Raw genomic sequence first — 26,332 nt, forward strand, 5'->3', positions numbered from 1 at the left:
GATTTTGATCCTTGAAAACTGAACAAAACAACCAGTATGTTAAGTAAGATTTTAGCTAGCTTTATTTGAGTAAGATACTACTCATCAATTTATTGGAGAGTTTGATCTTGGCTCAGGACGAACGCTGGCGGCGTGCCTAATACATGCAAGTCGAGCGCGGAAGCCATCTGACCCCTTCGGGGTGACGATGGTGGAACGAGCGGCGGACGGGTGAGTAACACGTGGGTAACCTGCCTATAAGACTGGGATAACTCCGGGAAACCGGGGCTAATACCGGATAATACTTTTCCTGCATGGGAGAAAGTTGAAAGGCGGCTTCGGCTGTCGCTTATAGATGGACCCGCGGCGCATTAGCTAGTTGGTAGGGTAATGGCCTACCAAGGCAACGATGCGTAGCCGACCTGAGAGGGTGATCGGCCACACTGGGACTGAGACACGGCCCAGACTCCTACGGGAGGCAGCAGTAGGGAATCTTCCGCAATGGACGAAAGTCTGACGGAGCAACGCCGCGTGAACGATGAAGGTTTTCGGATCGTAAAGTTCTGTTGTTAGGGAAGAACAAGTACAAGAGTAACTGCTTGTACCTTGACGGTACCTGACGAGAAAGCCCCGGCTAACTACGTGCCAGCAGCCGCGGTAATACGTAGGGGGCAAGTTGTCCGGAATTATTGGGCGTAAAGCGCGCAGGCGGTTTCTTAAGTCTGATGTGAAAGCCCACGGCTTAACCGTGGAGGGTCATTGGAAACTGGGGAACTTGAGTGCAGAAGAGGAGAGTGGAATTCCACGTGTAGCGGTGAAATGCGTAGATATGTGGAGGAACACCAGTGGCGAAGGCGACTCTCTGGTCTGTAACTGACGCTGAGGCGCGAAAGCGTGGGGAGCGAACAGGATTAGATACCCTGGTAGTCCACGCCGTAAACGATGAGTGCTAGGTGTTAGGGGTTTCCGCCCCTTAGTGCTGAAGTTAACGCATTAAGCACTCCGCCTGGGGAGTACGGCCGCAAGGCTGAAACTCAAAAGAATTGACGGGGGCCCGCACAAGCGGTGGAGCATGTGGTTTAATTCGAAGCAACGCGAAGAACCTTACCAGGTCTTGACATCCTCTGAGCACTCTAGAGATAGAGCTTTCCCTTCGGGGACAGAGTGACAGGTGGTGCATGGTTGTCGTCAGCTCGTGTCGTGAGATGTTGGGTTAAGTCCCGCAACGAGCGCAACCCTTGATCTTAGTTGCCAGCATTCAGTTGGGCACTCTAAGGTGACTGCCGGTGACAAACCGGAGGAAGGTGGGGATGACGTCAAATCATCATGCCCCTTATGACCTGGGCTACACACGTGCTACAATGGATGGTACAAAGGGCAGCGAAGCCGCGAGGTGAAGCAAATCCCATAAAACCATTCTCAGTTCGGATTGTAGGCTGCAACTCGCCTACATGAAGCCGGAATCGCTAGTAATCGCGGATCAGCATGCCGCGGTGAATACGTTCCCGGGCCTTGTACACACCGCCCGTCACACCACGAGAGTTGGCAACACCCGAAGTCGGTGAGGTAACCTTTTAGGAGCCAGCCGCCGAAGGTGGGGCCAATGATTGGGGTGAAGTCGTAACAAGGTAGCCGTATCGGAAGGTGCGGCTGGATCACCTCCTTTCTAAGGAAAGATAACGGAAGCCAGCTCTTCGGAGCTGGTCAGAGAACATACTGGTTCGTTTGGTTCAGTTTTGAGGGATTAACTCTCAATGCCACTTGAATGTGGTTTTTTGTACCTTGAAAACTAGATAAGAGCATTAGAATAGTGGAAGTTCTTTGAGAACGGAAACTAGACTAATACAAGACATTCAAAAGTAACAAACCAAACGTCTTTTCACAGACAAATTAGTTAAGTGAAGAAGGGCGCACGGTGGATGCCTTGGCACTAGGAGCCGAAGAAGGACGGGACGAACACCGATATGTCTCGGGGAGCCGTACGTAGGCGTTGATCCGGGAATTTCCGAATGGGGAAACCCACTACTCGTAATGGAGTAGTACCTATATCTGAATACATAGGGTATAGGAGGCAGACCTGGGGAACTGAAACATCTTAGTACCCAGAGGAAGAGAAAGCAAATGCGATTTCCTGAGTAGCGGCGAGCGAAACGGAATTAGCCCAAACCAGAAAGCTTGCTTTCTGGGGTTGTAGGACACTCTATACGGAGTTACAAAGAAATAGTGTAGACGAATCGATCTGGAACGATCAGCCGAAGAAGGTAAGAGCCCTGTAATCGAAAGACTGTTTCCTCCAGAGTGGATCCTGAGTACGGCGGAACACGTGAAATTCCGTCGGAATCCGGGAGGACCATCTCCCAAGGCTAAATACTCCCTAGTGACCGATAGTGAACCAGTACCGTGAGGGAAAGGTGAAAAGCACCCCGGAAGGGGAGTGAAATAGATCCTGAAACCGTGTGCCTACAAGTAGTCGGAGCCCGTTAACGGGTGACGGCGTACCTTTTGTAGAATGGACCGGCGAGTTACGATCTCTTGCAAGGTTAAGTTGTATAGACGGAGCCGCAGCGAAAGCGAGTCTGAATAGGGCGTTATAGTAAGGGGTCGTAGACCCGAAACCGTGTGATCTACCCATGTCCAGGGTGAAGGTCAGGTAACACTGACTGGAGGCCCGAACCCACGCACGTTGAAAAGTGCGGGGATGAGGTGGGTAGGGGTGAAATGCCAATCGAACACGGAGATAGCTGGTTCTCTCCGAAATAGCTTTAGGGCTAGCCTCAAGAAATGAGTACTGGAGGTAGAGCACTGATTGGACTAGGGGCCCTCATCGGGTTACCGAATTCAGTCAAACTCCGAATGCCAGCTACTTTATCTTGGGAGTCAGACTATGGGTGATAAGGTTCATAGTCGAAAGGGAAACAGCCCAGACCACCAGCTAAGGTCCCCAAGTATACGTTAAGTGGAAAAGGATGTGGAGTTGCTTAGACAACCAGGATGTTGGCTTAGAAGCAGCCACCATTTAAAGAGTGCGTAATAGCTCACTGGTCGAGTGACTCTGCGCCGAAAATGTACCGGGGCTAAACGTATCACCGAAGCTGTGGATTGTTCTTGCGAACAATGGTAGGAGAGCGTTCTAAGTGCAGCGAAGTCAGACCGTAAGGACTGGTGGAGCGCTTAGAAGTGAGAATGCCGGTATGAGTAGCGAAAAAGAAGTGAGAATCTTCTTCACCGAATGCCTAAGGTTTCCTGAGGAAGGCTCGTCCGCTCAGGGTTAGTCGGGACCTAAGCCGAGGCCGAAAGGCGTAGGCGATGGACAACAGGTGGATATTCCTGTACCACCTCCTTTCCGTTTGAACGACGGGGGGACGCAGTAGGATAAGGAAAGCGCACCGATGGATGTGTGCGTCCAAGCAGTGAGTGAGTCAGATAGGCAAATCCGTCTGGCAATCACAAGCTGTGATGGGGAGGAAATAGAGTACCGAAGTTCCTGATTTCACACTGCCAAGAAAAGCCTCTAGTGAGGAAAGAGGTGCCCGTACCGCAAACCGACACAGGTAGGCGAGGAGAGAATCCTAAGGTGATCGGGAGAACTCTCATTAAGGAACTCGGCAAAATGACCCCGTAACTTCGGGAGAAGGGGTGCTTCTTGCATGAGAAGCCGCAGTGAAAAGGCCCAAGCGACTGTTTAGCAAAAACACAGGTCTCTGCGAAGCCGAAAGGCGAAGTATAGGGGCTGACACCTGCCCGGTGCTGGAAGGTTAAGGGGATGCGTTAGCTTCGGCGAAGCGTTGAACCGAAGCCCCAGTAAACGGCGGCCGTAACTATAACGGTCCTAAGGTAGCGAAATTCCTTGTCGGGTAAGTTCCGACCCGCACGAAAGGTGCAACGACTTGGGCACTGTCTCAACGAGAGACCCGGTGAAATTATACTATGCGTGAAGATGCGCATTACCCGCGACAGGACGGAAAGACCCCGTGGAGCTTTACTGTAGCCTGATATTGAATGTTGGTACAGCTTGTACAGGATAGGTGGGAGCCTGAGAAACCGGAGCGCTAGCTTCGGTGGAGGCGTCGGTGGGATACCACCCTGGCTGTACGGACCTTCTAACCCAGGACCGTGATCCGGTTCGGAGACAGTGTCAGGTGGGCAGTTTGACTGGGGCGGTCGCCTCCCAAAGAGTAACGGAGGCGCCCAAAGGTTCCCTCAGAATGGTTGGAAATCATTCGAAGAGTGTAAAGGCAGAAGGGAGCTTGACTGCGAGACCTACAAGTCGAGCAGGGACGAAAGTCGGGCTTAGTGATCCGGTGGTTCCGCATGGAAGGGCCATCGCTCAACGGATAAAAGCTACCCCGGGGATAACAGGCTTATCTCCCCCAAGAGTCCACATCGACGGGGAGGTTTGGCACCTCGATGTCGGCTCATCGCATCCTGGGGCTGTAGTCGGTCCCAAGGGTTGGGCTGTTCGCCCATTAAAGCGGTACGCGAGCTGGGTTCAGAACGTCGTGAGACAGTTCGGTCCCTATCCGTCGTGGGCGCAGGAAGTTTGAGAGGAGCTGTCCTTAGTACGAGAGGACCGGGATGGACACACCGCTGGTGCACCAGTTGTTCCGCCAGGAGCATAGCTGGGTAGCTACGTGTGGAAGGGATAAGTGCTGAAAGCATCTAAGCATGAAGCCCCCCTCAAGATGAGACTTCCCATCATTTTAAATGAGTAAGATCCCTCAGAGACGATGAGGTTGATAGGTTCGAGGTGGAAGCATGGTGACATGTGTAGCTGACGAATACTAATCGATCGAGGACTTAACTTAAATCTTATGAATGTCTTAACTCTTATCTAGTTTTTAGGGTGCAAACTCTATAAAAGTTCCAGTAGGAACTTTAAGGTCTAGTGGTTATAGCAAAGAGGTCACACCTGTTCCCATGCCGAACACAGTAGTTAAGCTCTTTAGCGCCCATGGTAGTTGGGGCATTGCCCCTGCGAGAGTAGGACGCCGCTAGGCAACATACGACACCTTCTAAGTAAGAAGAAATTCTTGCCTAGAAGGTGTTTTGTTTTCCCATCAGAATTTATAAACTTTATTGGATGATAGTATAAGCGGAACTAAGGCTCAACCCTGTGCCTAAAAGCTTGGTTTTCACAAGTTTCCTTTATGTATTTATCCGTCCAAAATAAAGACAACCCAAATCACACGTGTACAAACAAGATTCAGTGGATGGTTTCATAGAATGAAATATACGTATTATAAAAGTTTTATGTATAGGTTTCGTTAGATTAGGAGAAACTAAACTAACGGAGGTGGAGATTATGGAAACCGTTGAACATTCAGAAACCTGTGGGATTTGTGAGCAAGAGAAGACAAAGGGTATTCATTTATATACGTTATTTGTTTGCAGCGAGTGTGAACAAGACATGATTCAAACAGAACCCAATGACGAAAAATATAAGTACTACTTAAAGAAGCTTAAAGACATAAATCGTCCGACTTTATATTCATAGATTTTTAACCGCTCCTGTCGAATCGTTTCGGCAGGAGTTTTTTTTTTTGGTTTAGGAAGTTATAGAATTGGCTTAGTGTAGATAACATGTTGCAATAGTAACGTCCAGCTCCAGTCCAGCTACCCGGGCGCCCGGAGCTTTTGTTCCAATAGCCCTATTTATCTAACTTTTTGAAGATGTCTTCTTCAAATCCTATGGAAGTAGTTCACACAATCCTATTATCCTAGTAATATGAAACTAAGAACAGTTACATAAAGGCGGTATAATAATGGATCACACGAAAACCCCCCTTTTTGATACATTACTTGCACATAAAAAAGAAGATCCTGTTTCATTCCATGTTCCAGGACATAAAAACGGAACCATTTTTTCAAAGAGGGGAATGGAGCTTTATCAAGGTCTGTTATCCATCGATGCAACGGAACTAACAGGACTAGATGACCTTCATGCGCCAACAGGGGTGATAAAGGAGGCTCAGCATTTAGCTGCGGACTGGTTTCAAGCAGACTATAGTCATTTTTTGGTAGGTGGAAGTACGGTAGGAAATTTGGCAATGATTCTAGCAACTTGTTCCACAGGTGACAAAATACTTGTCCAAAGAAATTGTCATAAATCAGTATTACACGGGTTAGAACTAGCAGGGGCTAAACCTGTTTTTCTTGCCCCGGAGTTTGATGAGCGTGTAAACAGGTACACTGCTCCCTCTTTCAAGCTCATTAAAGAAGCAATCACTAAACATCCTGATAGTAAAGCTCTATTTGTAACTTATCCGGATTACTTTGGCATGACCTATAATTTAGAGAAGATTATCACATATACTCATGAGCGTGATATTCCGGTTTTGATTGACGAAGCACATGGTGTTCATTTTTCTCTTGGGAAAGGATTTCCGGATTCCGCATTAAATGCAGGAGCAGATGCCGTGGTACAGTCTGCTCATAAAATGGCGCCCGCTATGACAATGGCTTCTTATCTCCATGTTCAGTCCAAGTATGTATCCAATCAACGTATTACATACTATTTAAATATGGTTCAATCGAGCAGTCCATCCTATCCTGTTATGGCGAGCTTAGACCTAGCACGGCATTATTTAGCTGGACTAACTGAATCAGACTTGGACTGTGTTGCAACCAGCGTAAATCATTTTTGTTCATTAATCGAGGGATTAGATATTGGGAAGGTGCTTCGATCGGAAGATCCGTTGAAAATAACGGTAGACGTGTCGGAGAGTGGTCTATCCAGTAAACAGATCGCGGCTCTTTTTGAAGAGAATCATATCTATCCGGAACTAACAACAGATACGCAAATATTATTTATTCATGGACTAGCACCCATTAAGGATTGGGATCAGTTAACGACAAGGATAGATAGAATAAAGTCCCAATTAAATAATCTCGTTCGGCATGATACAATAGAAGTTATACGTGTACCCCAGGTTGATGTACAAGCATTAGATATATCCTATGAGGATATGAAAACGCTAGAGATAAAACAAGTAAACTTGCTGGACTCTATAGAGAGAATTAGTGCAGAGAATATTGTTCCATATCCACCAGGAATTCCTTTAGTCTTTAAAGGGGAAAGGATCTCGCAAGCGCATGTGGACATGATACAATATTTATTAGATAAAGGAATATCATTTCAGAACATCGAAATAAATGAGAAAGTTCATGTTTTTTCTGACATAAAAGGAGAATGAATGTGGTCGGACATTTTATTACAATAGAAGGTGGAGAAGGTGCCGGAAAAACTTCTATTATACGAGCATTAGAGAAAAAGCTTCAACAGGATGGCTATCAAGTTATCTCAACGAGAGAACCAGGCGGCATTACGATCGCAGAAAAAATTCGAAGCGTGATATTGGATCCTTCTCATACAGCCATGGATGCGAGAACAGAAGCCCTACTCTATGCAGCGGCACGAAGACAACACTTAATGGAGAAGGTTTTGCCTGCATTAGAAAAAGGGAATATTGTTTTATGTGACCGGTTTGTGGACAGCAGTCTTGCTTATCAAGGGTATGCGAGAGGACTCGGTATAGAAGAAGTGTATCAAATTAATCAGTTCGCTATTGAAGGCTGTGAACCTTCCTTAACTTTATTTTTTGATATCGAGCCAGAGAAGGGATTGCGCCGTATTCAAGCGAATAAAGAAAGAGAGCAAAATCGCCTTGACCTTGAAGAACTATCGTTCCACGAAAAGGTGTATGAAGCATATCATATATTGTTAAAGAAGTTTCCGAATCGAATCCAATCGATTCATGCAGATCAATCATTAGAGAAGGTCGAGAAGGAAGCGTATGAAACGATTCAGACCTACTTAGAGATGCATAAATAATCGATAGGGATTGACCGGGACTTAGGATACCTTTAAAGGGAGGAATTCGTGATGAAATTAATTTTGGCTGTTGTACAGGATAAGGATAGCAATCGTTTAACAGATGCCCTGGGTGACAAGGATTTTAAAACGACTAAGCTATCTACAACAGGTGGTTTCCTTAAGGAAGGGAACACAACGTTAATTATAGGTTGCGAGGACGATCTCGTAGATGATGCGCTACAAGTCATCAAGGATAATTGCAGTCAAAGAGAACAGATGATTGCTCCAATTTCCCCAATGGGAGGAAATGCCGATTCTTATATTCCACGGCCAATCAATGTGGAAGTTGGCGGGGCAACGGTCTTTATTTTACCAGTTGAGTCATTTTTTCAATTTTAACTGAAAGAAGGTTGTGCAACCGATGAAAATAGGTCAGGACCTGCGATCTCAATTAGAATCAACGAGGAAAAACGTAACGCACCCTAACACAAGTGCGAAAAGTTTTGATTCGATGGTTTCTGCTCAATCGCATAAATTAAAACAACAAGAATTAACAAAGCTTATGACGGACTTGAGTGCACAGGGAGAAAAGGTTGCACAACATCAGTCTTTTAGAGACTTAGCGAAATATAAAAGGCTTGTAAAAAAATTCGTGAAGGAAGCAGTGCAGTATGGGATGGATTTGAAGCACTCTCATAGCTGGACCTCCCAAGGAAGTAACCGTAAGCTCACGATTGTGGAACAAGTCGATGAGAAGCTTATTGAATTGACAGAGGCTGTTATGGATCAAGAAAAGAAACAAATTGATATTTTAGGACTTATCGGAGAGATTAAAGGGCTCCTTATTAATATTTATGGATAACTCCTGATTATTTAAAGGGCGGTCTAGAATGGAAAATTGGTCGGAAGCTAGTTCGATACAACCAATTGTGAGCAAAATGCTGACAAATAGCATACAAAAGGATCGAATTTCTCATGCTTATCTGTTTCAAGGTCAAAAGGGGACAGGGAAACGTGATGTAAGTCTTTTGTTTTGTAAAAGTATTTTTTGTAAAAGTAAGAGTGGTGTCGATCCTTGTAATCAATGTAAGGATTGCAACCGAATAAATACTGGGAATCACCCGGATGTCCATTGGATAGAGCCAGAAGGTGCGTCCATTAAAACAGAACAAATTGAGCTCCTTCAAAAGGAGTTTTCCTATACAGGTCTGGAATCCAACCGAAAAATATATGTTGTTTCCCATGCCGATAAAATGACAACGAATGCATCGAATCGTTTACTGAAGTTCTTAGAGGAACCTAGTCGGCAGACGACGGCGATGCTTTTAACGGAAAACACTCAATCGATTTTACCGACTATACGTTCTAGATGTCAGATTATGGCGTTAACACCACTCAAAGCCGATAATCTTCAACAAAAGCTAGTAGAAGAGGGAATATCTACTTCTCATGCTAGAATTGCTTCTACCTTAACGAATAACTATGTGGTAGCAAAGGGTCTTTGTGAAGATGAGTGGTTTGCTAATGCGCGAAAGTTAGTGGTACAATTAGTAGAAGTTCTTCCGTCCAAATCCGGTGAAGCTCTTTTGTTTATCAGCAATCAATGGATGCCCCATTTTAAAGATAGAGAACAATTACAAATGGGATTAGATCTTCTTCTCTTATGGTATAAAGATCTAATATATAAATATATAGAAAGAGAAGAATCTATTGTCTTTATCGATGAATTAGACCGATTAGAACAGTCTATGATGGTATGGTCCAGACAATTTACGACAGACATACTAGGATTTGTTTTAGAGGCTAAGCGGAAGCTGGAGCAGAATGTTCATCCGGTCTTGGTGATGGAGCAGCTTACACTTCATATACAGAGGTGAATGAGATTGATAGAGGTTATTGGTGTCCGCTTTAAAAAAGCGGGTAAAATATATTATTTTGATCCTAGTGATTTTTCTATAAGTAAAGACGATTATGTAATCGTTGAAACGGTTCGTGGCGTGGAATTTGGAAAGGTAGTTATTCCAAAAAAACAAGTGGACGAAGAAGATGTGGTATTGCCACTTAAAAAGGTTATTCGCCTAGCTACGGATAAAGATAAAGTCACGGTTGCAGAAAATCAGGAAAATGCACAGGAAGCCTACCGTGTTTGCCAAGAAAAAATCACACATCATGAGTTGGACATGAATTTGGTAGAAGTAGAATACACGTTTGACCGAAACAAAGTGATTTTCTATTTCACAGCGGACGGTAGAGTAGACTTTCGTGATTTAGTAAAAGACTTGGCTGCCGTGTTTAAAACTCGAATTGAACTGAGACAAATCGGGGTTCGAGACGAGGCAAAACTATTAGGTGGAATTGGACCATGTGGTAGAATGCTATGTTGTTCGACTTTCCTAGGTGATTTTGAGCCTGTTTCTATTAAAATGGCAAAAGATCAGAATCTCTCCTTAAATCCAGCTAAAATTTCTGGGTTATGCGGAAGATTGATGTGCTGCTTAAAGTATGAGAATGATGACTATGAATCAGCAAAAAAACAACTTCCTGACTTAGGAGAGAAAATCAAAACACCTTATGGACAAGGAAAAGTAGTTGGGCTTAACATACTGGAGCGTTTGATTCAAATTGAAATACCGGAGAAAGAGCGCGTCATCGAATATACGTTGGACGAGCTTGTAAATGAGGGTATCATCACTACTCAAGCCACAGAATAATGGGGTGGAGCTCGTGAATAAAAAAGAAGTATTTGAGCAAGTATCCTTTATGGAAGAGCAAATTGGTCAACTATATCAGCAGTTGGGTGATTTAAAACAACATCTAGCTGAAGTATTAGAGGAAAACCATCGACTTGCTGTAGAGAATCACCATCTTCGCAATCGTTTAGATGGAAGTGTTGAGGCAAGCGCAGATGGAAAAGAGCCTACTGGTCAACATGGGAAAGAGGAACCTGTAGGAGAAGGATACGATAATCTCGCGAGACTATATGATGAAGGCTTCCATATATGTAACGTTCACTTTGGAAGTCCACGTCAAGACGAAGATTGCTTGTTTTGCTTACTGTTTTTAAACAAGACGAAATAACCAAAACGATGGGCTGATACATAAGGGGAAACCTTGTGATCAGTCTTTCTTTTTACACGTAATTACCCACGGAATAGAGGGAACTGGAAATGAAAGTGCAATTACATAAAGATGAGCGCCTGGACTATCTTCTTGCAGAGGAAGACATGAGAATCATTCAAAGCCCGAGGGTATTTGCTTTTTCACTCGATGCAGTATTGTTAGCGGATTTTGCCTATGTCCCGATAAAAAGAGGGAAAATTTTAGATTTATGCTCTGGCAATGGAGTGATCCCTCTTCTCGTTAGTAGAAGGTCGCACGTACCTATCACGGGGGTGGAGATTCAAGAGCGACTATATGATATGGCGATACGAAATGTTCAATTAAACGAATTGGAAGAGCAAATTACGATGATTCACGGAGATTTAAAGGATATGCCAAAAGCGTTAGGGCATGGTGAATTTGATACGGTACTTTGTAATCCCCCTTACTTTAAGAAAGCAGAAAAGAAGCAACAAAATGAAAATCCTTTTTTTACGATTGCTAGGCATGAAATATTCTGTACGTTAGAGGATGTTATTTTTGCCTGTAGCAGGCTGACGAAGCCAGGTGGCAAAGTAGCCCTCGTTCACCGTCCAAGTCGCTTAGGAGACATCATTACCTTATTCAAACAAAATAGAATTGAACCGAAGCGGATTCGATTTGTCCATCCAAAGGAAGGGCGCGAAGCCAATACTCTTTTAATAGAAGGAACGAGGGATGGGAAATCAGATGTAAAGATTCTTCCCCCTTTATATGCATTTGATCAAGATGGAAATTACTCCAAAGAGTTAGAAGGTATCTTGTATGGAAAAAAACTCTAATCACTACGTGTATATGCTGAGATGTAAGGATGGATCGCTTTATACGGGTTACACGAATAATGTCGAAAAACGATTAAAAGTGCATGAAGAAGGAAAAGGAGCTAAATATACAAGAGGAAGAGGCCCTTTTGAATTAGTATTTGTTGAGGAATACGAAACAAAAGGGCTGGCACTTCAACAAGAACATCGTATGAAGAAACTAACAAGAAAAGAGAAAGAAAAACTTATTCAAGCGTCAGAAGGGAGGAAAAATGGATGAACGTACAACGTAGCTTTGAAAATACGAAGCGTGGAAACCTCTATGTGGTAGCAACCCCTATTGGCAATTTAGACGATATTACGATAAGAGCGCTTAAGACACTGGAACAAGTCGATGTAATTGCTGCAGAAGATACAAGAAATAGTAAAAAACTCTTAAATCACTTTGACATACATAAACCTTTGGTAAGCTATCATGAGCATAACAAACTTAGTCGGGAAGACCATTTAGTGGATACGTTACAAGAGGGTAAAGATATAGCTCTGATCAGTGATGCGGGGATGCCAGCCATCTCAGACCCTGGCTATGAGATGGTCAAAGCGGCCATAAAACGAGATATTCCAGTCATCGTTATTCCAGGGGCGAATGCAGCTTTGACCGCACTAGTAGCCTCTGGTCTCCCTACAGAGGAATTTTATTATTATGGATTTTTGCCTCGTAAGAAAAAAGAAAAGGAAGAAGAATTATTACGCCTTTCCTCGATAGCAGCTACGGTTATTTTTTATGAATCCCCTTATCGGATTGAGGAGACCATCGAAGCCATTGTAGAGGTTTTGGGGGAAAGGCAAATCTGTTTAGCAAGAGAGCTAACAAAGAAGTTTGAAGAATATGCCCGAGGGACGGGACAAGAAATCTTGGATTGGTTGAAGGAGCAAACGGTCCGAGGAGAATTTTGCATTGTGGTGGAAGGGAATCAAAGCGAATCTAAGGAAGAAGACCAATGGTGGGCAGCCCTTACGGTGGAGCAACATGTTACCCACTATATTACGGAGCTTGGCCTTAGAAGTAAGGATGCTATCAAAAAAGTTGCAACCGAACGAAATCTTCCCAAAAGAGAAGTGTACCAGGCCTTTCATGTGGAGGAGTAAAGCTGGTTGACTTGGCTATGTATGCATAAACGGTTTCCTGCTGAAACTACAAATATAATAAAAAATCCTTCGCTTAAATAAATAGCGAAGGATTTTTTTATTATTTGTCACCTATACGAGATTGAATTTCATTGATTAACTCTTTTGCGCCTTCTGGGCTTAAAACAAGTTTACCATTAGCAAGTGATAGATTATCATCAGAAATTTCCCCTGTAATATGACAAGTCATATTAGGTTTGTATTTCTTCAAGATGATGCGATCATCATCAACATAGATTTCCAACGCATCTTTTTCATTAATACCAAGCGTGCGACGAAGCTCAATGGGAATAACTACACGCCCAAGCTCATCAACCTTACGAACGATTCCTGTAGATTTCATTGTTTTTTCTCCCCTCATACAATGGTATTTCGGCATTATTCGACATCTATATACAGTAGTTTACCAGTGTTTTACATAAGTGTCAATTATAATTTGCGAAAAATTCTCGCCCTGGGAAAGTTTGTGGCAGTTTTGTGTACTTATCACAGGTTTACTTGAACAACTTTCCTAAAAAGTACGAAAACATGTCGAAAATCATAATGGAAAATCGACAAAAAAATTTCCTTTTGCAATTTTCTTTCCTTTTTTTCTTCCATTATAATGGGGCAAAGTTGAATTTTCCCATTATAGCCTTAGAAAAATTGGCAAAGTAATGATAAAATCGCTACAATAAGAAGAAATAAGGTTAAAAGAGGTAAAAATTAGGTCATTCTATTAAAAGATACGAATTAAGAAGGAGGATTATGGATGTCCAACGAGAAAAAAACATTTTACATTACAACTCCTATTTATTACCCAAGTGGAAATTTACATATAGGCCATGCTTATACGACGGTTGCAGGAGATGCGATGGCCCGTTATAAGCGTTTGCGTGGCTATGATGTCATGTATTTAACTGGAACGGATGAACATGGACAAAAGATTCAGAAGAAAGCGGACGAAAAAGGAGAGACTCCACAAAAGTACGTGGATGATATCGTAAGTGGTATTAAGAAGCTTTGGGATAAACTAGAGATTTCTTATGTGGATTTCATTCGTACAACGGAGGAAAGGCATAAGAAAGTGGTGGAAAAAATCTTTGCTCAATTGTTGGAGCAAGGGGATATCTATTTAGATGAATATGAAGGCTGGTATTGTACGTCCTGTGAGTCTTTCTTTACAGAGCGCCAACTAGAGGATGGAAAATGCCCAGACTGTGGCGGACCCGTTGAGAAGGTGAAAGAAGAATCGTATTTCTTTAAAATGAGCAAATATGTCGATCGCTTGCTCCAATTTTATGAGGACAATCCAGCATTCATTCAGCCTGTTAGTAGAAAAAATGAAATGATCAGTAACTTCATTCGACCAGGTCTAGAGGATTTAGCTGTATCGAGAACAACTTTTGATTGGGGAGTTAAAGTACCAGGGGATCCGAAGCACGTTATTTACGTATGGATTGATGCCCTATCCAATTACATAACAGCTCTCGGTTACGGAACGGATGATGATGAACGCTACCAAAAATATTGGCCAGCGGACGTTCACCTCATGAGTAAAGAAATCGTTCGATTCCATACGATTTATTGGCCGATTATGCTAATGGCTTTGGATTTACCATTACCGAAAAAGGTATTTGCACACGGTTGGATCTTGATGAAAGATGGAAAAATGTCGAAATCGAAAGGAAATGTAGTTGATCCAGTTGATTTAACAAATCGTTACGGGTTAGATGCACTTCGCTATTATTTACTTCGTGAGGTTCCATTTGGTTCTGATGGTACGTTTACACCAGAAGGCTTTGTGGAAAGAACGAACTACGATCTAGCCAATGATTTAGGAAACCTGTTAAATCGAACAGTTGCTATGATTGAGAAATATTTCAATGGAGAGATTCCTGCCTTAAAGCTGGCTGAGGATAAATTTGACCAAGATCTAGAACAGCTAGCCAAGCAAACCATTACAAATGTAGAAAATGCAATGGAAAACATGGAATTCTCCGTGGCGCTATCAACGATTTGGCAATACATTAGTCGAACCAATAAATATATTGATGAAACACAGCCATGGGTGCTTGCTAAAGATGAAGCACAAAAAGAACGTCTTGGAAATGTAATGGCGCATCTTGCGGATTCACTACGAAGGACCGCTATCTTACTTCGTCCGTTTTTAATAAATACGCCAAGAACTATGTTTGAACAGTTAGGGGTTGCGAAGGAAGAGCATCAAGAATGGGATAGCCTTCATGATCATCAAGCTATTGCCGCAGGAACAAAGGTAGTGAAGAAAGATCCAATGTTCCCAAGATTAGAAGCGGAAAAAGAAACGCAAATCATCAAAGATATGATGAAGAAGCCGGAACCGAAAAAAGAGAAAGAGACGATCGATTCTAAACCGGAAATAACATACGATCAATTTATGACATTAGATCTACGTGTAGCAGAGGTTCTCCGTGCAGAGAAAATGAAAAATGCTGATAAGCTTCTCCGCATTCAAGTGGATTTAGGTCATGAAAAGCGACAAATCGTATCTGGAATCGCAAAATACTATCAACCAGAAGATCTAGTAGGGAAAAAAGTGATTTGTGTCACCAACTTGAAACCTGTAAAACTGAGAGGGGAATTATCTCAAGGGATGATTCTATCCGGAGAAGATGAAGAAGGAAACCTATCATTAGCAACAGTAGAGGAATCCTTGCCGAACGGATCTGTGGTGAAATAATAAACAAAAGTGCAAGCGGCCGGTAAACAATGTACGGAAATGAGGGAAGTCTCGCTAGTTGCTGGACGTCGCCCTAAAAGTGAAGAAGAACGCTTATCCTGTTTTAATCAGATAAGCGTTTTTCTCTTTAAAAGAAAATAAATCAAAAAATTTAGCTCGAGACAAGGTTATGGCATGCCACCGCTCCAGAAATATACCTCGCTTTCCGCGGGCTCGCGGGAGTCTACGTATATTTTCTACGCTTAAATGGTGGCGCTATTGTTATAGAATGCAATATTCAGGAGTAAGGGAATACAAAAAAATAAATAATCCTGTTTCTAGAAAATGAATAGTAGCTCTTGAAATCAATCTGGTCTGTTTTCTTAAGAGTAAAAAGGAGGAAAAGATAAGATGTTGTTTGATACACACGTTCATTTGAATGTACACCAATTTGACGAAGATCGAGATGAGGTAATGGAACGAGCCCATCAAGCGGGTGTCGAAAAAATGGTAGTTGTCGGATTTGATCGAGAAACAATTCCAAAGGCGTTATCCCTAGCAGAAGAGCATGACCATATCTACGCAACAGTAGGCTGGCATCCAGTTGATGCGATTGATATGACTCAAAAGGACTTAGAATGGATTGAAGAATTATCATCCCACTCAAAAGTAGTAGCAATCGGTGAGATGGGCTTGGATTACCACTGGGATAAATCCCCTAAAGACGTACAAAAATCCGTATTTCGACAACAAATCTCGCTTGCTAAACGTGTGAACCTTCCAATCGTTATCCATAACCGAGAAGCGACGGAGGATATTGTCAAGATACTGAAGGAAGAGAATGCGGCAAAAGTCGGGGGGATCATGCACTGTTATAACGATTCGGTCGATTACGTTCAGGATTGTTTAGATATGAATTTTTATATTTCCTTAGGGGGTCCTGTTACGTTCAAAAATGCTACCCTTCCGAAAGAGGTAGCAAAAGCAGTTCCAATCGACCGCCTTCTCATCGAAACAGACTGTCCATTCCTTGCTCCACATCCTAACCGTGGTAAGCGGAATGAACCAGCTTATGTAAAGCTTGTTGCAGAAAAAATAGCGGAACTAAGAGAGGTCTCTTATGAAGAAGTAGCTCGTTCTACAACAGAAAATGCTATAAGATTGTTTAATATTTAACAGAAAAAAGCTAATTAAATCTAAACATGGAAATCGACCTCAAACCATTGGTGTTAAAGGGTTTGAGGTCGATGTAATCTAATTTTAATATAACTGAAATAAAAAAGCAGAAAAACTGGATTAGCCTAGAATTATCAACGGTTTTGCACAGGTCATCTTGCAAATTGCTCGTTTGACACTCTTTCCCGTAGCTCTATATAATCAACAGGGTACAAAAGGAGGCAAGCGAGCATGAATCCAATTTCAAAGCTATTGCCGGCATGGAAACACAAGCTGGTTATTCCTATGGCCACAATTTTAGCAGCACTTGTTTTGGTATCTATGATCACATACCAAGTAACAAAAGCTGAAGTTACTGTAGTCAAAAATGGGGACGAAGAAATAGTCAACACCCATGCAGATACTGTGGCAGAACTCTTACAAGAACTTAATATTAATCCTTCTAAATATGATACATTATCCCATAAGCAACAAGAAACAATCACAGCAGGTATGACCATCATGTATGAGAAAGCCCAACCTGTTGAAGTGACGCTAAATGGGAAAACAACAGAATATTACACTACTGCAGATACTGTAGGTGCGTTTTTGCAAGAAAATGAGATTGCCATTAGCGAGCACGACAAACTATCGGTGGCTCAGGAAGATGAGATCAAAAATGGAATGAACATTTCCATTGATCAGGCTTTCCAGATCACCTTAACCGATGCAGGGAAAGAACAGAAGGTTTGGACAACAGGTGGAACTGTTGCTGATTTACTAAAAGGTCACGACATTAAGCTTGGCGAATTAGATAAACTAAACGTCAAAGAAACAGATAAAGTAAACAAAGATACTGTTGTGAAAATAACAAGAGTGGAAAAAGTGACAGACGTGGTGGAAGAAACAAAGGATTACGCCGTCGTCAAGAAACAAGACAGCTCTTTAGCCAAAGGACAGGAGAAAGTAATTTCTTCTGGAGAAGAAGGAATCGTAGAGAAGCATTATGAAGTGATTTTGGAAAATGGAAAAGAAGTAAGTCGTAAGCTAGTAAAAGAACAAGTGAAAAAAGAAAGTGAAAAGCGCGTCGTTGCTATTGGAACAAAGGTTAATCAAAACACAGGAGTGAATACTGTTTCTCGTGGTGATGCTCCTGCTGGTAAAACTTTTTACATGAAAGCAACAGCGTACAATTGGAATTGTGCATCTTGTAGTGGTTCCGGCTATACAAGCACAGGAATTAACTTGAAAGCGAACCCGGACCGCAAAGTCGTATCCGTTGACCCTAACGTAATCCCACTAGGAACAAAAGTATGGGTAGAAGGTTATGGATATGCTATTGCTGGTGACACGGGAGGCCATATTCAAGGAAATCGTATTGACGTTCATTTACCAACCTTGAGTGCTGCCCAGAGTTACGGCACAAGGCGTGTACAAGTGAAAATTTTAAATTAATGCAACCATAATGCCCTTGCCTGTACGGTAAGGGCATTTTACTTTTAGAGTCCCTTTTACTATTATGATTAGAAGGAAGACGGAAAAGGATGGGAAGTTCGTGCGGATAAAAGAAGTCATCGTTGTAGAAGGAAAAGACGACACGTCTAAAATAAAACAAGCCGTTGACGCAGATACTATTGAAACAAATGGGTCTGCCATCAATGAATATATTATTCAGCAAATCAAACATGCGCAGGAAAAACGCGGTGTTATTATCTTTACAGATCCAGATTTTCCTGGTGAGAGAATACGTCACATCGTTTCTCAGGCTGTTCCGGGCTGTAAGCACGCCTTTCTAACCAAGCAAGAGGCGAAGGCGAAGCGGGATAAGGGAATTGGGATAGAGCATGCGTCTACTGCTGTGATTCAAGAAGCATTATCCCAAGTATATGAAATAGCGGGAGCATATGAACCGGAAATTACCCGTGAAGAGATATTAGCGTATGGATTAATGGGTGGTTCAGAAGCAAAAGAAAGACGAAGGAAGTTAGGTGTACGCCTTCGTATTGGTTATGCGAATGCCAAACAGCTGGAGAAGCGGCTAACCAGCTTCCAAATTACAAAGCAGGCTTTTGAGGAAGCGATGCAACAGATTTTAGAGGAGGAAGAGTCATGACCCAAGAAAAGGCAATAGCGACTCCATCCAAAACGAAGGAAATTTTACATAAGCATGGCTTTTCCTTTAAGAAGAGTTTAGGTCAAAATTTTCTGATTGATGTTCAAATATTAAAAAATATCATGCAACATGCGGGAATAGATAAAGAGACAGGCACAATAGAAATAGGACCAGGAATGGGAGCATTGACCGAACAGCTTGCGATTCATTCCGATCATGTCGTTGCATTTGAAATTGACCAAAGATTGGTTCCTATTCTAGAAGAGACATTACAAGCCTATGACAATGTGTCGGTTGTGAATAAAGATATTTTAGAAGCGGATATTCAAAACGAAATGAAGGAACATTTCAAGGAAGGTCAACCGATTAAGATAGTCGCTAATTTGCCGTACTATATTACGACTCCTATTTTAATGAAGTTGTTAATGGAACAACTCCCTATATCCAGTATCACTGTCATGATTCAGAAAGAAGTGGCCGAAAGAATGGCGGCGAGCCCAAGTAGCAAAAGCTATGGCTCCCTATCTATTGCTGTTCAGTATTATACAGAGGCGAAGGTCGTCATGAATGTGCCGAAAACGGTTTTTATGCCTCAGCCAAATGTAGACTCTTCTGTCTTGCATTTAACCCTTCGTACAGAACCACCTGTTCAAGTAGAAAACGAAACTTTTTTCTTTGATCTTGTCCAAGCTTCTTTTGCTCAAAGGAGAAAAACATTGAATAACAATCTAGCTCGTCATTTCTCCGACAAATATACGAAACAAGAAGTAGCGGAGCTGATGGAGTTAGCGGATATAGATGGTTCTAGACGGGGAGAATCATTATCGATGGAAGAGTTTGCTCGACTAGCGAATATGTTTTATAAAAGTGTTCAAAAGTAGGTGGTTTCTAGAATTTATTTCGGCTAATGATACCGGGAATCTGTAGTTCCTGATTGTTGCGAAACTTGATATAAATAATTAAATAAATAAAGGTGAGTTTATTACGTATTTGATATAGACTCCGACTTAACGAAATAAGGACTCGTATATACTTTATCAAGTTAACTGCTAATGCGGCGCTGCGGAAAAATACTCGCTTTCCGTGGGGAACGCCTCAGCCAGGCTACTTCAGCGAGTAATCTACTTCGCTGCCTTGCACCGAGGAACTTTACCACGAAGCATAACTAGAAGACGCAGGTGCATCCCTGCGGGGTCTTCAACTGTTCCCTTCCCACAGGACAAGGAATACTCCGGAAGCTTAACCCCGCACGCAGAAAATTGGGGTTTATTTTCAAGGAGTCTCGCATTTTTCCGCAGCTTAGTACGGAGTTCTTTTCAAGGCAGAGGTGTTTCTTGGTCTACTTATTTTATTGGTGTTAATAACCCACTATATTAGAAATACCTATAAGCGTAGGCAGAATACGTAGACTCCAGCGGGAATAGCGCGAGCCGAAGATCCCGCAGGAAGTGGTGTTCTTCCGAGGAAGCTGAGGCCGTGCCCGCGGAAAGCGAAGTATTCTGCCGGAGCGTGGCATTTAGGCTAAACTTGACTTTCTAGTAATTATCCAAAAGATCATTATGTCGCATTTTATATCAACTGCGGCCGAAAATAACTTTAACGAAACAATCAAAAACAATAAGGAACAACTTTTCAATCTCATCATAGGCTATTTTATAACGAATATTCTTTTGGTTAATGAGGCCTATGTGAGGTGGAAACATGGATATAAAGATAGGAGATTTAGTTTCAAGAACCTCTTACAATCATGATTTATTATTTCGAGTGATAAATATATCGGATCAAATGGTCCTTTTGCATGGGGAAGATATGCGACTAGAAGCAGATGCTTCACCAGAAGATCTCGTGCGCATACCTGAAAGAGATTTAGAGAAACGGAGAAAGAAAATGAAAGAGCAAGAGGATTTTTCCTTTCGCTTATTTCGACAAGATTACCAGCTGATGAAAGAAAAGCGAGAGTATGAGTCCACTTCTGGTTATGAGCAGACCCCAAACTATTTTCAATTGCCAGCGAGAGTCCTACATTTAGATGGGGATCGACAGTATTTGAAAAAATGTATTAATGTCTATCAACAACTCGGTCTACAAGTCCATGGCGTCCATTTAGACGAAAAGGAAATGCCGGAGGAAATAGGCCGTCTTGTCGAAAAAATTCAGCCGGATATTATTATTATTACTGGTCATGATGCATTTTCTCGGAACAAAGGGAATAAGAATGACCTTGGAGCATATCGACACTCCAAGTATTTCGTGGAAACGGTTCGCGAGGCAAGAAGGGTTGTTCCACATTTGGATCAGCTTGTTATTTTTGCGGGAGCGTGCCAATCACACTTTGAATCACTGATTCGTGCTGGTGCCAACTTTGCTAGCTCTCCTTCTCGAGTCAATATACATGCTTTAGATCCTGTTTATATTGCCGCAAAAATTGCTTATACGCCTTTTATGGATAAAGTAGGCGTATGGGATGCTTTGCGCAACACAATGACTGGAGAAAAAGGAATGGGTGGTGTAGAAACAAGAGGATTGCTCCGAACTGGCATGCCGTATATAGAGAGTGGAGACTAAAGGTGTAAAGTGCTTATTCATGGGTGGATAAGTACTTTTCCGCTTCATATGCGGGTCAAATTTTCAAAAAACTGAAAAAAGAATCAAAAGTAGTACATATTTTAATCATCCTGAGAAAAGATAAAGATTAAATCGGGCAATATATTATTTAATCGTTGACATCAAAAATGCTATACTGTTATAATATAATATTTTATTTGACGATTAAACAAGCTTGTGGTATAGTATTATTAGTGAGGTGGAGTGTATTGGCTAAAACATTAGTGGAAATTAAGCAAGGTTTAGACGGGCAAATTGGGAAACGCTTGAAGCTAAGAGCGAACGGCGGAAGAAGAAAGACCATCGAACGTTACGGAACTTTGGCTGAAACGTATCCTTCCGTTTTTATTGTTGAATTGGATCAACAAGAAAATGCATTTGAAAGGGTATCTTACAGCTACGCAGATGTTTTAACGGAAACAGTAGAATTAAACTTCATTGATGATATGAGTAAAATGGCGCTTGGGGAGCAGTAAACGATGTTTACTGCTTTTTTATTTTTTACGATAGAATAGGATGTTAAAATATACCTGATTTTGTAAAGCATTAGCTCCATATACTAAGGGTGTCGTATCAAAAACCAAAGCCGAAAGGAGCTGCTTTCATGGGTAGGAGAAGAGGAGTTATGTCCGACCATTTGAAAGAGGAAATTGCTAAGGAGTTAGGTTTTTACGACACAGTGAAGCAAGAAGGCTGGGGTGGCATTCGAGCACGTGATGCTGGGAATATGGTTAAGCGTGCCATCCAAATGGCAGAAGAGCAAATGACAAGGGGCAAATCCTAATAATGGGGTTTGTCCCCTTTTCGTTTTAATGGTATGGTACTATTAAAAAGCTAGAAGCAAATGAGGGAGGATTCCCTCGTTCTGATGTAGAAAAAGTAGGTGAAGGCATGTATTTACTCGAAAAGGCTCCCGCCAAAATCAACTTATCCTTAGATGTACTGTATAAGCGACCAGATGAATTTCATGAAGTTGAAATGGTTATGACAACGATTGATTTAGCGGACCGTATTGAGTTGATCGTGTTACATGAAGATCGGATAGAAATTAAATCTGAAAATAGATTTGTTCCCAATGATGAACGAAATTTAGCCTATCGGGCGGCGAAGCTTTTAAAAGATACGTTTTCCATTAAAAAAGGAGTGCGTATTTATATTGAAAAACAGATCCCTGTTGCAGCCGGTTTAGCGGGAGGAAGTAGTGACGCTGCCGCGACATTAAGAGGATTGAATAAGCTGTGGAGCTTAAACCTAACTACGAAAGAGTTAGCAGAATTAGGTGCGCAAATTGGATCAGATGTATCATTCTGTGTCTACGATTCCACCGCATTAGCGAAAGGGAGAGGCGAGCAAGTTATCGAGCTACCACCACCCCCAGCGTGCTGGGTCGTATTAGCGAAGCCGGCGATTGGTGTCTCCACCCAAACCGTTTATCAAAATTTAAACTTAGAAAATGTACCGCACCCTAGGACAAAGAACATGGTGCAAGCTATACTAAATCAACATTATCAAGGGATATGTGATCACGTAGGGAATGTCTTAGAGTCTGTAACATTACGGCTTTATCCGGAAGTGAAACAAATAAAAGAACATATGGAGCAATCTGGCGCGGATGCTGTTCTGATGAGTGGCAGTGGACCAACTGTATTTGCTCTCGTTCAACATGAGAGTAGAGCACAGCGTATGTACAACAGTTTAAAGGGGTTTTGTGAAGAAGTATATATGGTTCGCATGCTCGGCTACCCTCAGTCACTTGATTAAATCCGTATGAAAGTGATATATTTAACAATAAATATTCGGATTTAGAGGTGAAGAGATGAAAAGAAGTGATAGATTAGTAGCTATGACACATTACTTAATTGAACATCCTTCTCAACTGGTATCCTTACCATTCTTTTCAGAGACGTACGATGCAGCTAAATCCTCCATCAGTGAAGATTTAGCGATAATTAATAAAAGGTTTCAAGAGGAAGGAATTGGCTACTTAGAATCCATCGCAGGTGCTGCAGGTGGTGTAAAATATGTACCGGAAATGACGAAGGTCAAAAGCGAGCAGTTTTTGGACATTTTGTGTGAGAGATTAGAGGACCCCAATCGTTTGTTACCTGGTGGATATTTATTTATGAGCGATTTATTAGGGGAACCGAATCTCGTTCGAAAAGTAGGCCAAATCTTCGCTTCTGCTTTTGCTAAGTTAGAGGTGGAAGTAGTGGTTACAGTAGCTACAAAAGGAATTCCTTTGGCCTATGCAGTCGCTTCCTTCTTGAACGTACCAGTAGTTATTGTTCGAAGAGATCCAAAAGTGACAGAAGGATCAACGGTGAGCATTAATTATGTGTCTGGCAACTCCAAAAAAATACAAACAATGGTCTTGCCGAAGCGAAGCTTACGAGAAGGGGCAAAAGTTTGTATTATTGATGACTTCATGAAAGCTGGCGGTACGATTAATGGAATCAAAGAGCTTCTGAAAGAGTTTGAAGCGGATGTTGTTGCTATTGGTGTGCTAGCGGAAGCGGAGGACGAAGAGGAAGAAAGAGTAGTCGATCAATACACGTCGCTTGTCCAAATTACAAATGTGGACATGAAAAATAAAAAGATCGAAGTGCATGAAGGAAATTTGTTTCAGTAGATTTTTTTCAAATAGGGCGTATTACCTAAAGAAAAATCAAAAAAATATGAGCTATTCCGACTAATTTAACGAAAAATGCGGTTACAAATTTAAATTTTCTAATATTTTATGAATTTTTTTTGAAAATTAGCAGGAATTATCTTTATTTTGTGGAATATGGTAATAAGTTTCTATAGGGAAAAGGTGGTGAAACATAATGGAAGTAACTGATGTGAGATTACGCCGCGTTAATACCGAGGGAAGAATGCGAGCCATTGCTTCTATTACGTTAGATCAGGAGTTCGTCGTACATGACATCCGTGTCATAGACGGTAACAACGGTTTATTTGTTGCTATGCCATCCAAACGTACACCGGATGGAGAATTCAGGGATATTGCACACCCTATTAACTCTAATACCCGTGCTAAGATTCAAGACGCTGTATTAGAAGAGTATCACCGTGCAGGAGAAATGGAAGTTGAATACGAAGAAGCAGGTGCTTCTTAAGTTGACACCAGGGGTCTAATCTTCCATGATTAGGCTTCTTTTTATTGGTCAGGATAGGTTAAAAAAAGAGGCATATTATAATAACAGAGCTTAGCAGCAGAGGTCGATTCGTGCTATGCTTTTTTTAATATTTCAAATAGGAAGAGATATAGAGGCTGATTGTTGAAATGACTGGCAGTTTAAGATATATTCGATAATGGATGTAAAAAAATAATTGCCTTCTAAAGGATGTTCAAAAAGTTTGGTAAGAATCGGTTAAATTTCTGCATTTTTATTCTCCCTTTTGAACATGCACTTCTATAAAACAGGCAAGAATATCAATGAAAAATGGAGGTTACCTCATGACCAATAGGTATGGTGTTGTACTTGCAGCAGGACAAGGAACGAGAATGAAATCCAAGCTTTATAAGGTTCTTCATCCTGTTATGGGTCGCCCGATGGTACAGCATGTAGTAGATCAATTAAAAGCGCTTCAGCTAAGCAATATTATTACAGTTGTTGGATTCGGTTCAGAATTAGTAAAAGAGCAATTAGGAGAAGATTCAAGCTTCGTTCTCCAAGAAGAACAACTAGGAACCGGTCATGCAGTGCTACAAGCAAAGGATCTACTTGCCAGCAAAGAAGGAACAACATTAGTCGTTTGCGGAGATACTCCATTATTAACACATGATACGTTAGATGCACTTGTTTCCCATCACGAAAAGCTAGGTGCGAAAGCGACGATCCTTACAGCACTAGCACCAGAGCCAGCAGGTTATGGTCGCGTACTTCGGAACGCATCCAATGATGTAGAGCGAATCGTGGAGCATAAGGATGCAAGTGAAGAGGAAAAAACAGTTAAAGAGATCAATACTGGTACGTATTGTTTTGATAATCGTTCGTTATTTGAAGCATTGGAGAACGTGTCTAATGACAATGCACAAGGGGAGTATTACTTACCGGATGTTATTCAAATTCTTCAGGAGCAAGGGGAAAAGGTTGCAGCCTTCCAAAGTGGAAGTTTTGAAGAAACATTAGGCATAAATGATCGAGTTGCCCTTGCGGAAGCAGAAAAACTAATGAAACGAAAAATAAATGAAAAACATATGAGAAATGGTGTCACTATCATCGACCCAGACCACACATATATCGGTCCAGACGTCGAAATCGAACAAGATGTTGTTCTTTATCCTGGAACGAGTCTTTCAGGGAAAACCGTCATCAAAAAGAATGCGAAAATAGGACCAAACACAGAGATTATCGACTGTTTGGTTGGGGAAGAAACACTGATTAAGCAAAGTGTTGCAAAACAAAGTGAGATTGGTAAGCAAGTTTCCATCGGTCCATTTGCTCATATCCGACCAGATGCATCCATTGGGAATGAAGTGAAAATCGGAAACTTTGTAGAAGTGAAAAAATCGGTTATCGAGGATAAATCCAAGGTCTCTCATCTGAGCTATATCGGTGATGCAGAGATTGGAAAAGATGTTAACGTCGGCTGTGGAACAATCACAGTGAATTATGATGGAAAAAACAAACATCTAACCAAAATAGAAGATGGAGCATTTATCGGTTGTAATTCCAACTTAATTGCGCCCGTGACGATCGGAAAAGGTGCATATGTAGCAGCAGGCTCTACCATAAACAAAAACGTTCCGGACGAGGCATTATCGATTGCTCGTGTCCGACAAGAAAATAAAGAAGGCTACGTGAAGCGTTTTAAAAAATAAAGGTGGTCTCGTTATTCCTACATGGTGATAAGTAGGAATAACGAGATGATGGGGATAAGAACAATAGCTGGAACTG

At 41.9% G+C, this 26,332-nt stretch carries 24 protein-coding genes and 3 rRNA genes; 26 read left to right on the top strand and 1 reads right to left on the bottom strand.

Going from position 1 to position 26,332, the window contains the following annotated elements:
• Positions 1 to 89 precede the first annotated feature (89 nt).
• From KO561_RS20045 to rsmI, 14 genes are all read left to right on the top strand, one after another.
• Positions 90 to 1,645: ribosomal RNA gene (locus KO561_RS20045) — 16S ribosomal RNA — on the top strand.
• Between the two features lie 226 nt (positions 1,646 to 1,871).
• Positions 1,872 to 4,784: ribosomal RNA gene (locus KO561_RS20050) — 23S ribosomal RNA — on the top strand.
• Positions 4,785 to 4,860: 76 nt separating this feature from the next.
• Positions 4,861 to 4,976 (top strand): 5S ribosomal RNA (gene rrf / locus KO561_RS20055).
• The 16S, 23S and 5S rRNA genes sit together here, the layout of an rRNA operon.
• 305 nt (positions 4,977 to 5,281) lie before the next feature.
• Complete coding sequence (locus KO561_RS20060; protein ID WP_331000871.1) at positions 5,282 to 5,473, top strand: sigma factor G inhibitor Gin; 192 nt, start codon at positions 5,282 to 5,284, stop codon at positions 5,471 to 5,473.
• A 268-nt stretch (positions 5,474 to 5,741) separates the two neighbouring features.
• Positions 5,742 to 7,172, top strand: a complete 1,431-nt coding sequence (locus KO561_RS20065; protein WP_231097370.1) for an aminotransferase class I/II-fold pyridoxal phosphate-dependent enzyme — start codon at positions 5,742 to 5,744, stop codon at positions 7,170 to 7,172.
• 2 nt (positions 7,173 to 7,174) lie between these two features.
• Positions 7,175 to 7,810 carry a dTMP kinase gene (gene tmk / locus KO561_RS20070; RefSeq protein ID WP_231097371.1) on the top strand — a complete coding sequence of 212 codons (636 nt, stop codon included), beginning with the start codon at positions 7,175 to 7,177 and terminating at the stop codon, positions 7,808 to 7,810.
• Between the two features lie 51 nt (positions 7,811 to 7,861).
• Positions 7,862 to 8,191, top strand: a complete 330-nt coding sequence (locus KO561_RS20075; RefSeq protein WP_231097372.1) for a cyclic-di-AMP receptor — start codon at positions 7,862 to 7,864, stop codon at positions 8,189 to 8,191.
• A 22-nt stretch (positions 8,192 to 8,213) separates the two neighbouring features.
• Positions 8,214 to 8,654, top strand: coding sequence for a YaaR family protein (locus tag KO561_RS20080; RefSeq protein ID WP_231097373.1), 441 nt, complete (start codon positions 8,214 to 8,216; stop codon positions 8,652 to 8,654).
• A 28-nt stretch (positions 8,655 to 8,682) separates the two neighbouring features.
• Positions 8,683 to 9,669 carry a DNA polymerase III subunit delta' gene (gene holB / locus KO561_RS20085; RefSeq protein WP_231097374.1) on the top strand — a complete coding sequence of 329 codons (987 nt, stop codon included), beginning with the start codon at positions 8,683 to 8,685 and terminating at the stop codon, positions 9,667 to 9,669.
• Positions 9,670 to 9,675: 6 nt separating this feature from the next.
• The gene (locus KO561_RS20090; protein ID WP_231097375.1) at positions 9,676 to 10,503 is read left to right on the top strand and encodes a PSP1 domain-containing protein; all 828 of its coding nucleotides are present in this window, start codon (positions 9,676 to 9,678) and stop codon (positions 10,501 to 10,503) included.
• Between the two features lie 13 nt (positions 10,504 to 10,516).
• On the top strand, positions 10,517 to 10,870 hold the full coding sequence (gene yabA / locus KO561_RS20095; RefSeq protein ID WP_231097376.1) for a DNA replication initiation control protein YabA: 354 nt from the start codon (positions 10,517 to 10,519) through the stop codon (positions 10,868 to 10,870).
• 95 nt (positions 10,871 to 10,965) lie between these two features.
• On the top strand, positions 10,966 to 11,712 hold the full coding sequence (locus tag KO561_RS20100; RefSeq protein ID WP_231097397.1) for a tRNA1(Val) (adenine(37)-N6)-methyltransferase: 747 nt from the start codon (positions 10,966 to 10,968) through the stop codon (positions 11,710 to 11,712).
• Positions 11,696 to 11,971: a GIY-YIG nuclease family protein gene (locus KO561_RS20105; protein ID WP_231097377.1), complete on the top strand. Its 276-nt coding sequence runs from the start codon at positions 11,696 to 11,698 to the stop codon at positions 11,969 to 11,971. The genes KO561_RS20100 and KO561_RS20105 overlap by 17 nt, the downstream gene beginning before the upstream one ends.
• Positions 11,968 to 12,840 carry a 16S rRNA (cytidine(1402)-2'-O)-methyltransferase gene (gene rsmI / locus KO561_RS20110; protein ID WP_231097378.1) on the top strand — a complete coding sequence of 291 codons (873 nt, stop codon included), beginning with the start codon at positions 11,968 to 11,970 and terminating at the stop codon, positions 12,838 to 12,840. The genes KO561_RS20105 and rsmI overlap by 4 nt, the downstream gene beginning before the upstream one ends.
• 100 nt (positions 12,841 to 12,940) lie before the next feature.
• Here the strand turns inward: rsmI and KO561_RS20115 are convergent, their stop codons facing one another.
• Complete coding sequence (locus KO561_RS20115) at positions 12,941 to 13,222, bottom strand: transition state genes transcriptional regulator AbrB (RefSeq protein WP_231097379.1); 282 nt, start codon at positions 13,220 to 13,222, stop codon at positions 12,941 to 12,943.
• A 408-nt stretch (positions 13,223 to 13,630) separates the two neighbouring features.
• Between KO561_RS20115 and metG the strand changes: the two genes are divergently transcribed.
• From metG to glmU, 12 genes are all read left to right on the top strand, one after another.
• Positions 13,631 to 15,580, top strand: a complete 1,950-nt coding sequence (gene metG / locus KO561_RS20120) for a methionine--tRNA ligase (protein WP_231097380.1) — start codon at positions 13,631 to 13,633, stop codon at positions 15,578 to 15,580.
• A 390-nt stretch (positions 15,581 to 15,970) separates the two neighbouring features.
• Positions 15,971 to 16,735, top strand: coding sequence for a TatD family hydrolase (locus KO561_RS20125; protein WP_231097381.1), 765 nt, complete (start codon positions 15,971 to 15,973; stop codon positions 16,733 to 16,735).
• 231 nt (positions 16,736 to 16,966) lie between these two features.
• Positions 16,967 to 18,169, top strand: coding sequence for a G5 and 3D domain-containing protein (locus tag KO561_RS20130; RefSeq protein WP_231097382.1), 1,203 nt, complete (start codon positions 16,967 to 16,969; stop codon positions 18,167 to 18,169).
• 100 nt (positions 18,170 to 18,269) lie between these two features.
• Positions 18,270 to 18,827, top strand: a complete 558-nt coding sequence (rnmV, locus tag KO561_RS20135; RefSeq protein ID WP_231097383.1) for a ribonuclease M5 — start codon at positions 18,270 to 18,272, stop codon at positions 18,825 to 18,827.
• Positions 18,824 to 19,708, top strand: a complete 885-nt coding sequence (gene rsmA / locus KO561_RS20140; protein ID WP_231097384.1) for a 16S rRNA (adenine(1518)-N(6)/adenine(1519)-N(6))-dimethyltransferase RsmA — start codon at positions 18,824 to 18,826, stop codon at positions 19,706 to 19,708. Before rnmV ends, rsmA begins: the two co-directional genes overlap by 4 nt.
• 820 nt (positions 19,709 to 20,528) lie before the next feature.
• Entirely contained in the window at positions 20,529 to 21,392 is an 864-nt protein-coding gene (gene yabG, locus KO561_RS20145; RefSeq protein WP_231097385.1) for a sporulation peptidase YabG, read from the top strand.
• Positions 21,393 to 21,640: 248 nt separating this feature from the next.
• Positions 21,641 to 21,907, top strand: a complete 267-nt coding sequence (veg, locus tag KO561_RS20150; protein ID WP_231097386.1) for a biofilm formation stimulator Veg — start codon at positions 21,641 to 21,643, stop codon at positions 21,905 to 21,907.
• A 128-nt stretch (positions 21,908 to 22,035) separates the two neighbouring features.
• On the top strand, positions 22,036 to 22,215 hold the full coding sequence (locus KO561_RS20155) for a small, acid-soluble spore protein, alpha/beta type (RefSeq protein ID WP_231097387.1): 180 nt from the start codon (positions 22,036 to 22,038) through the stop codon (positions 22,213 to 22,215).
• A 107-nt stretch (positions 22,216 to 22,322) separates the two neighbouring features.
• Complete coding sequence (gene ispE, locus KO561_RS20160) at positions 22,323 to 23,192, top strand: 4-(cytidine 5'-diphospho)-2-C-methyl-D-erythritol kinase (protein ID WP_231097388.1); 870 nt, start codon at positions 22,323 to 22,325, stop codon at positions 23,190 to 23,192.
• Between the two features lie 55 nt (positions 23,193 to 23,247).
• A complete protein-coding gene (gene purR, locus KO561_RS20165; RefSeq protein ID WP_231097389.1) occupies positions 23,248 to 24,060 on the top strand; it encodes a pur operon repressor in 813 nt (270 codons plus the stop codon).
• Positions 24,061 to 24,256: 196 nt separating this feature from the next.
• Positions 24,257 to 24,547, top strand: coding sequence for a septation regulator SpoVG (gene spoVG / locus KO561_RS20170; RefSeq protein ID WP_186575705.1), 291 nt, complete (start codon positions 24,257 to 24,259; stop codon positions 24,545 to 24,547).
• A gap of 341 nt (positions 24,548 to 24,888) precedes the next feature.
• Complete coding sequence (gene glmU / locus KO561_RS20175) at positions 24,889 to 26,256, top strand: bifunctional UDP-N-acetylglucosamine diphosphorylase/glucosamine-1-phosphate N-acetyltransferase GlmU (RefSeq protein WP_231097390.1); 1,368 nt, start codon at positions 24,889 to 24,891, stop codon at positions 26,254 to 26,256.
• The last annotated feature ends 76 nt before the right edge of the window (positions 26,257 to 26,332 follow it).

Source organism: Radiobacillus kanasensis (genome assembly GCF_021049245.1).
Lineage (GTDB): Bacteria > Bacillota > Bacilli > Bacillales > Amphibacillaceae > Radiobacillus > Radiobacillus kanasensis.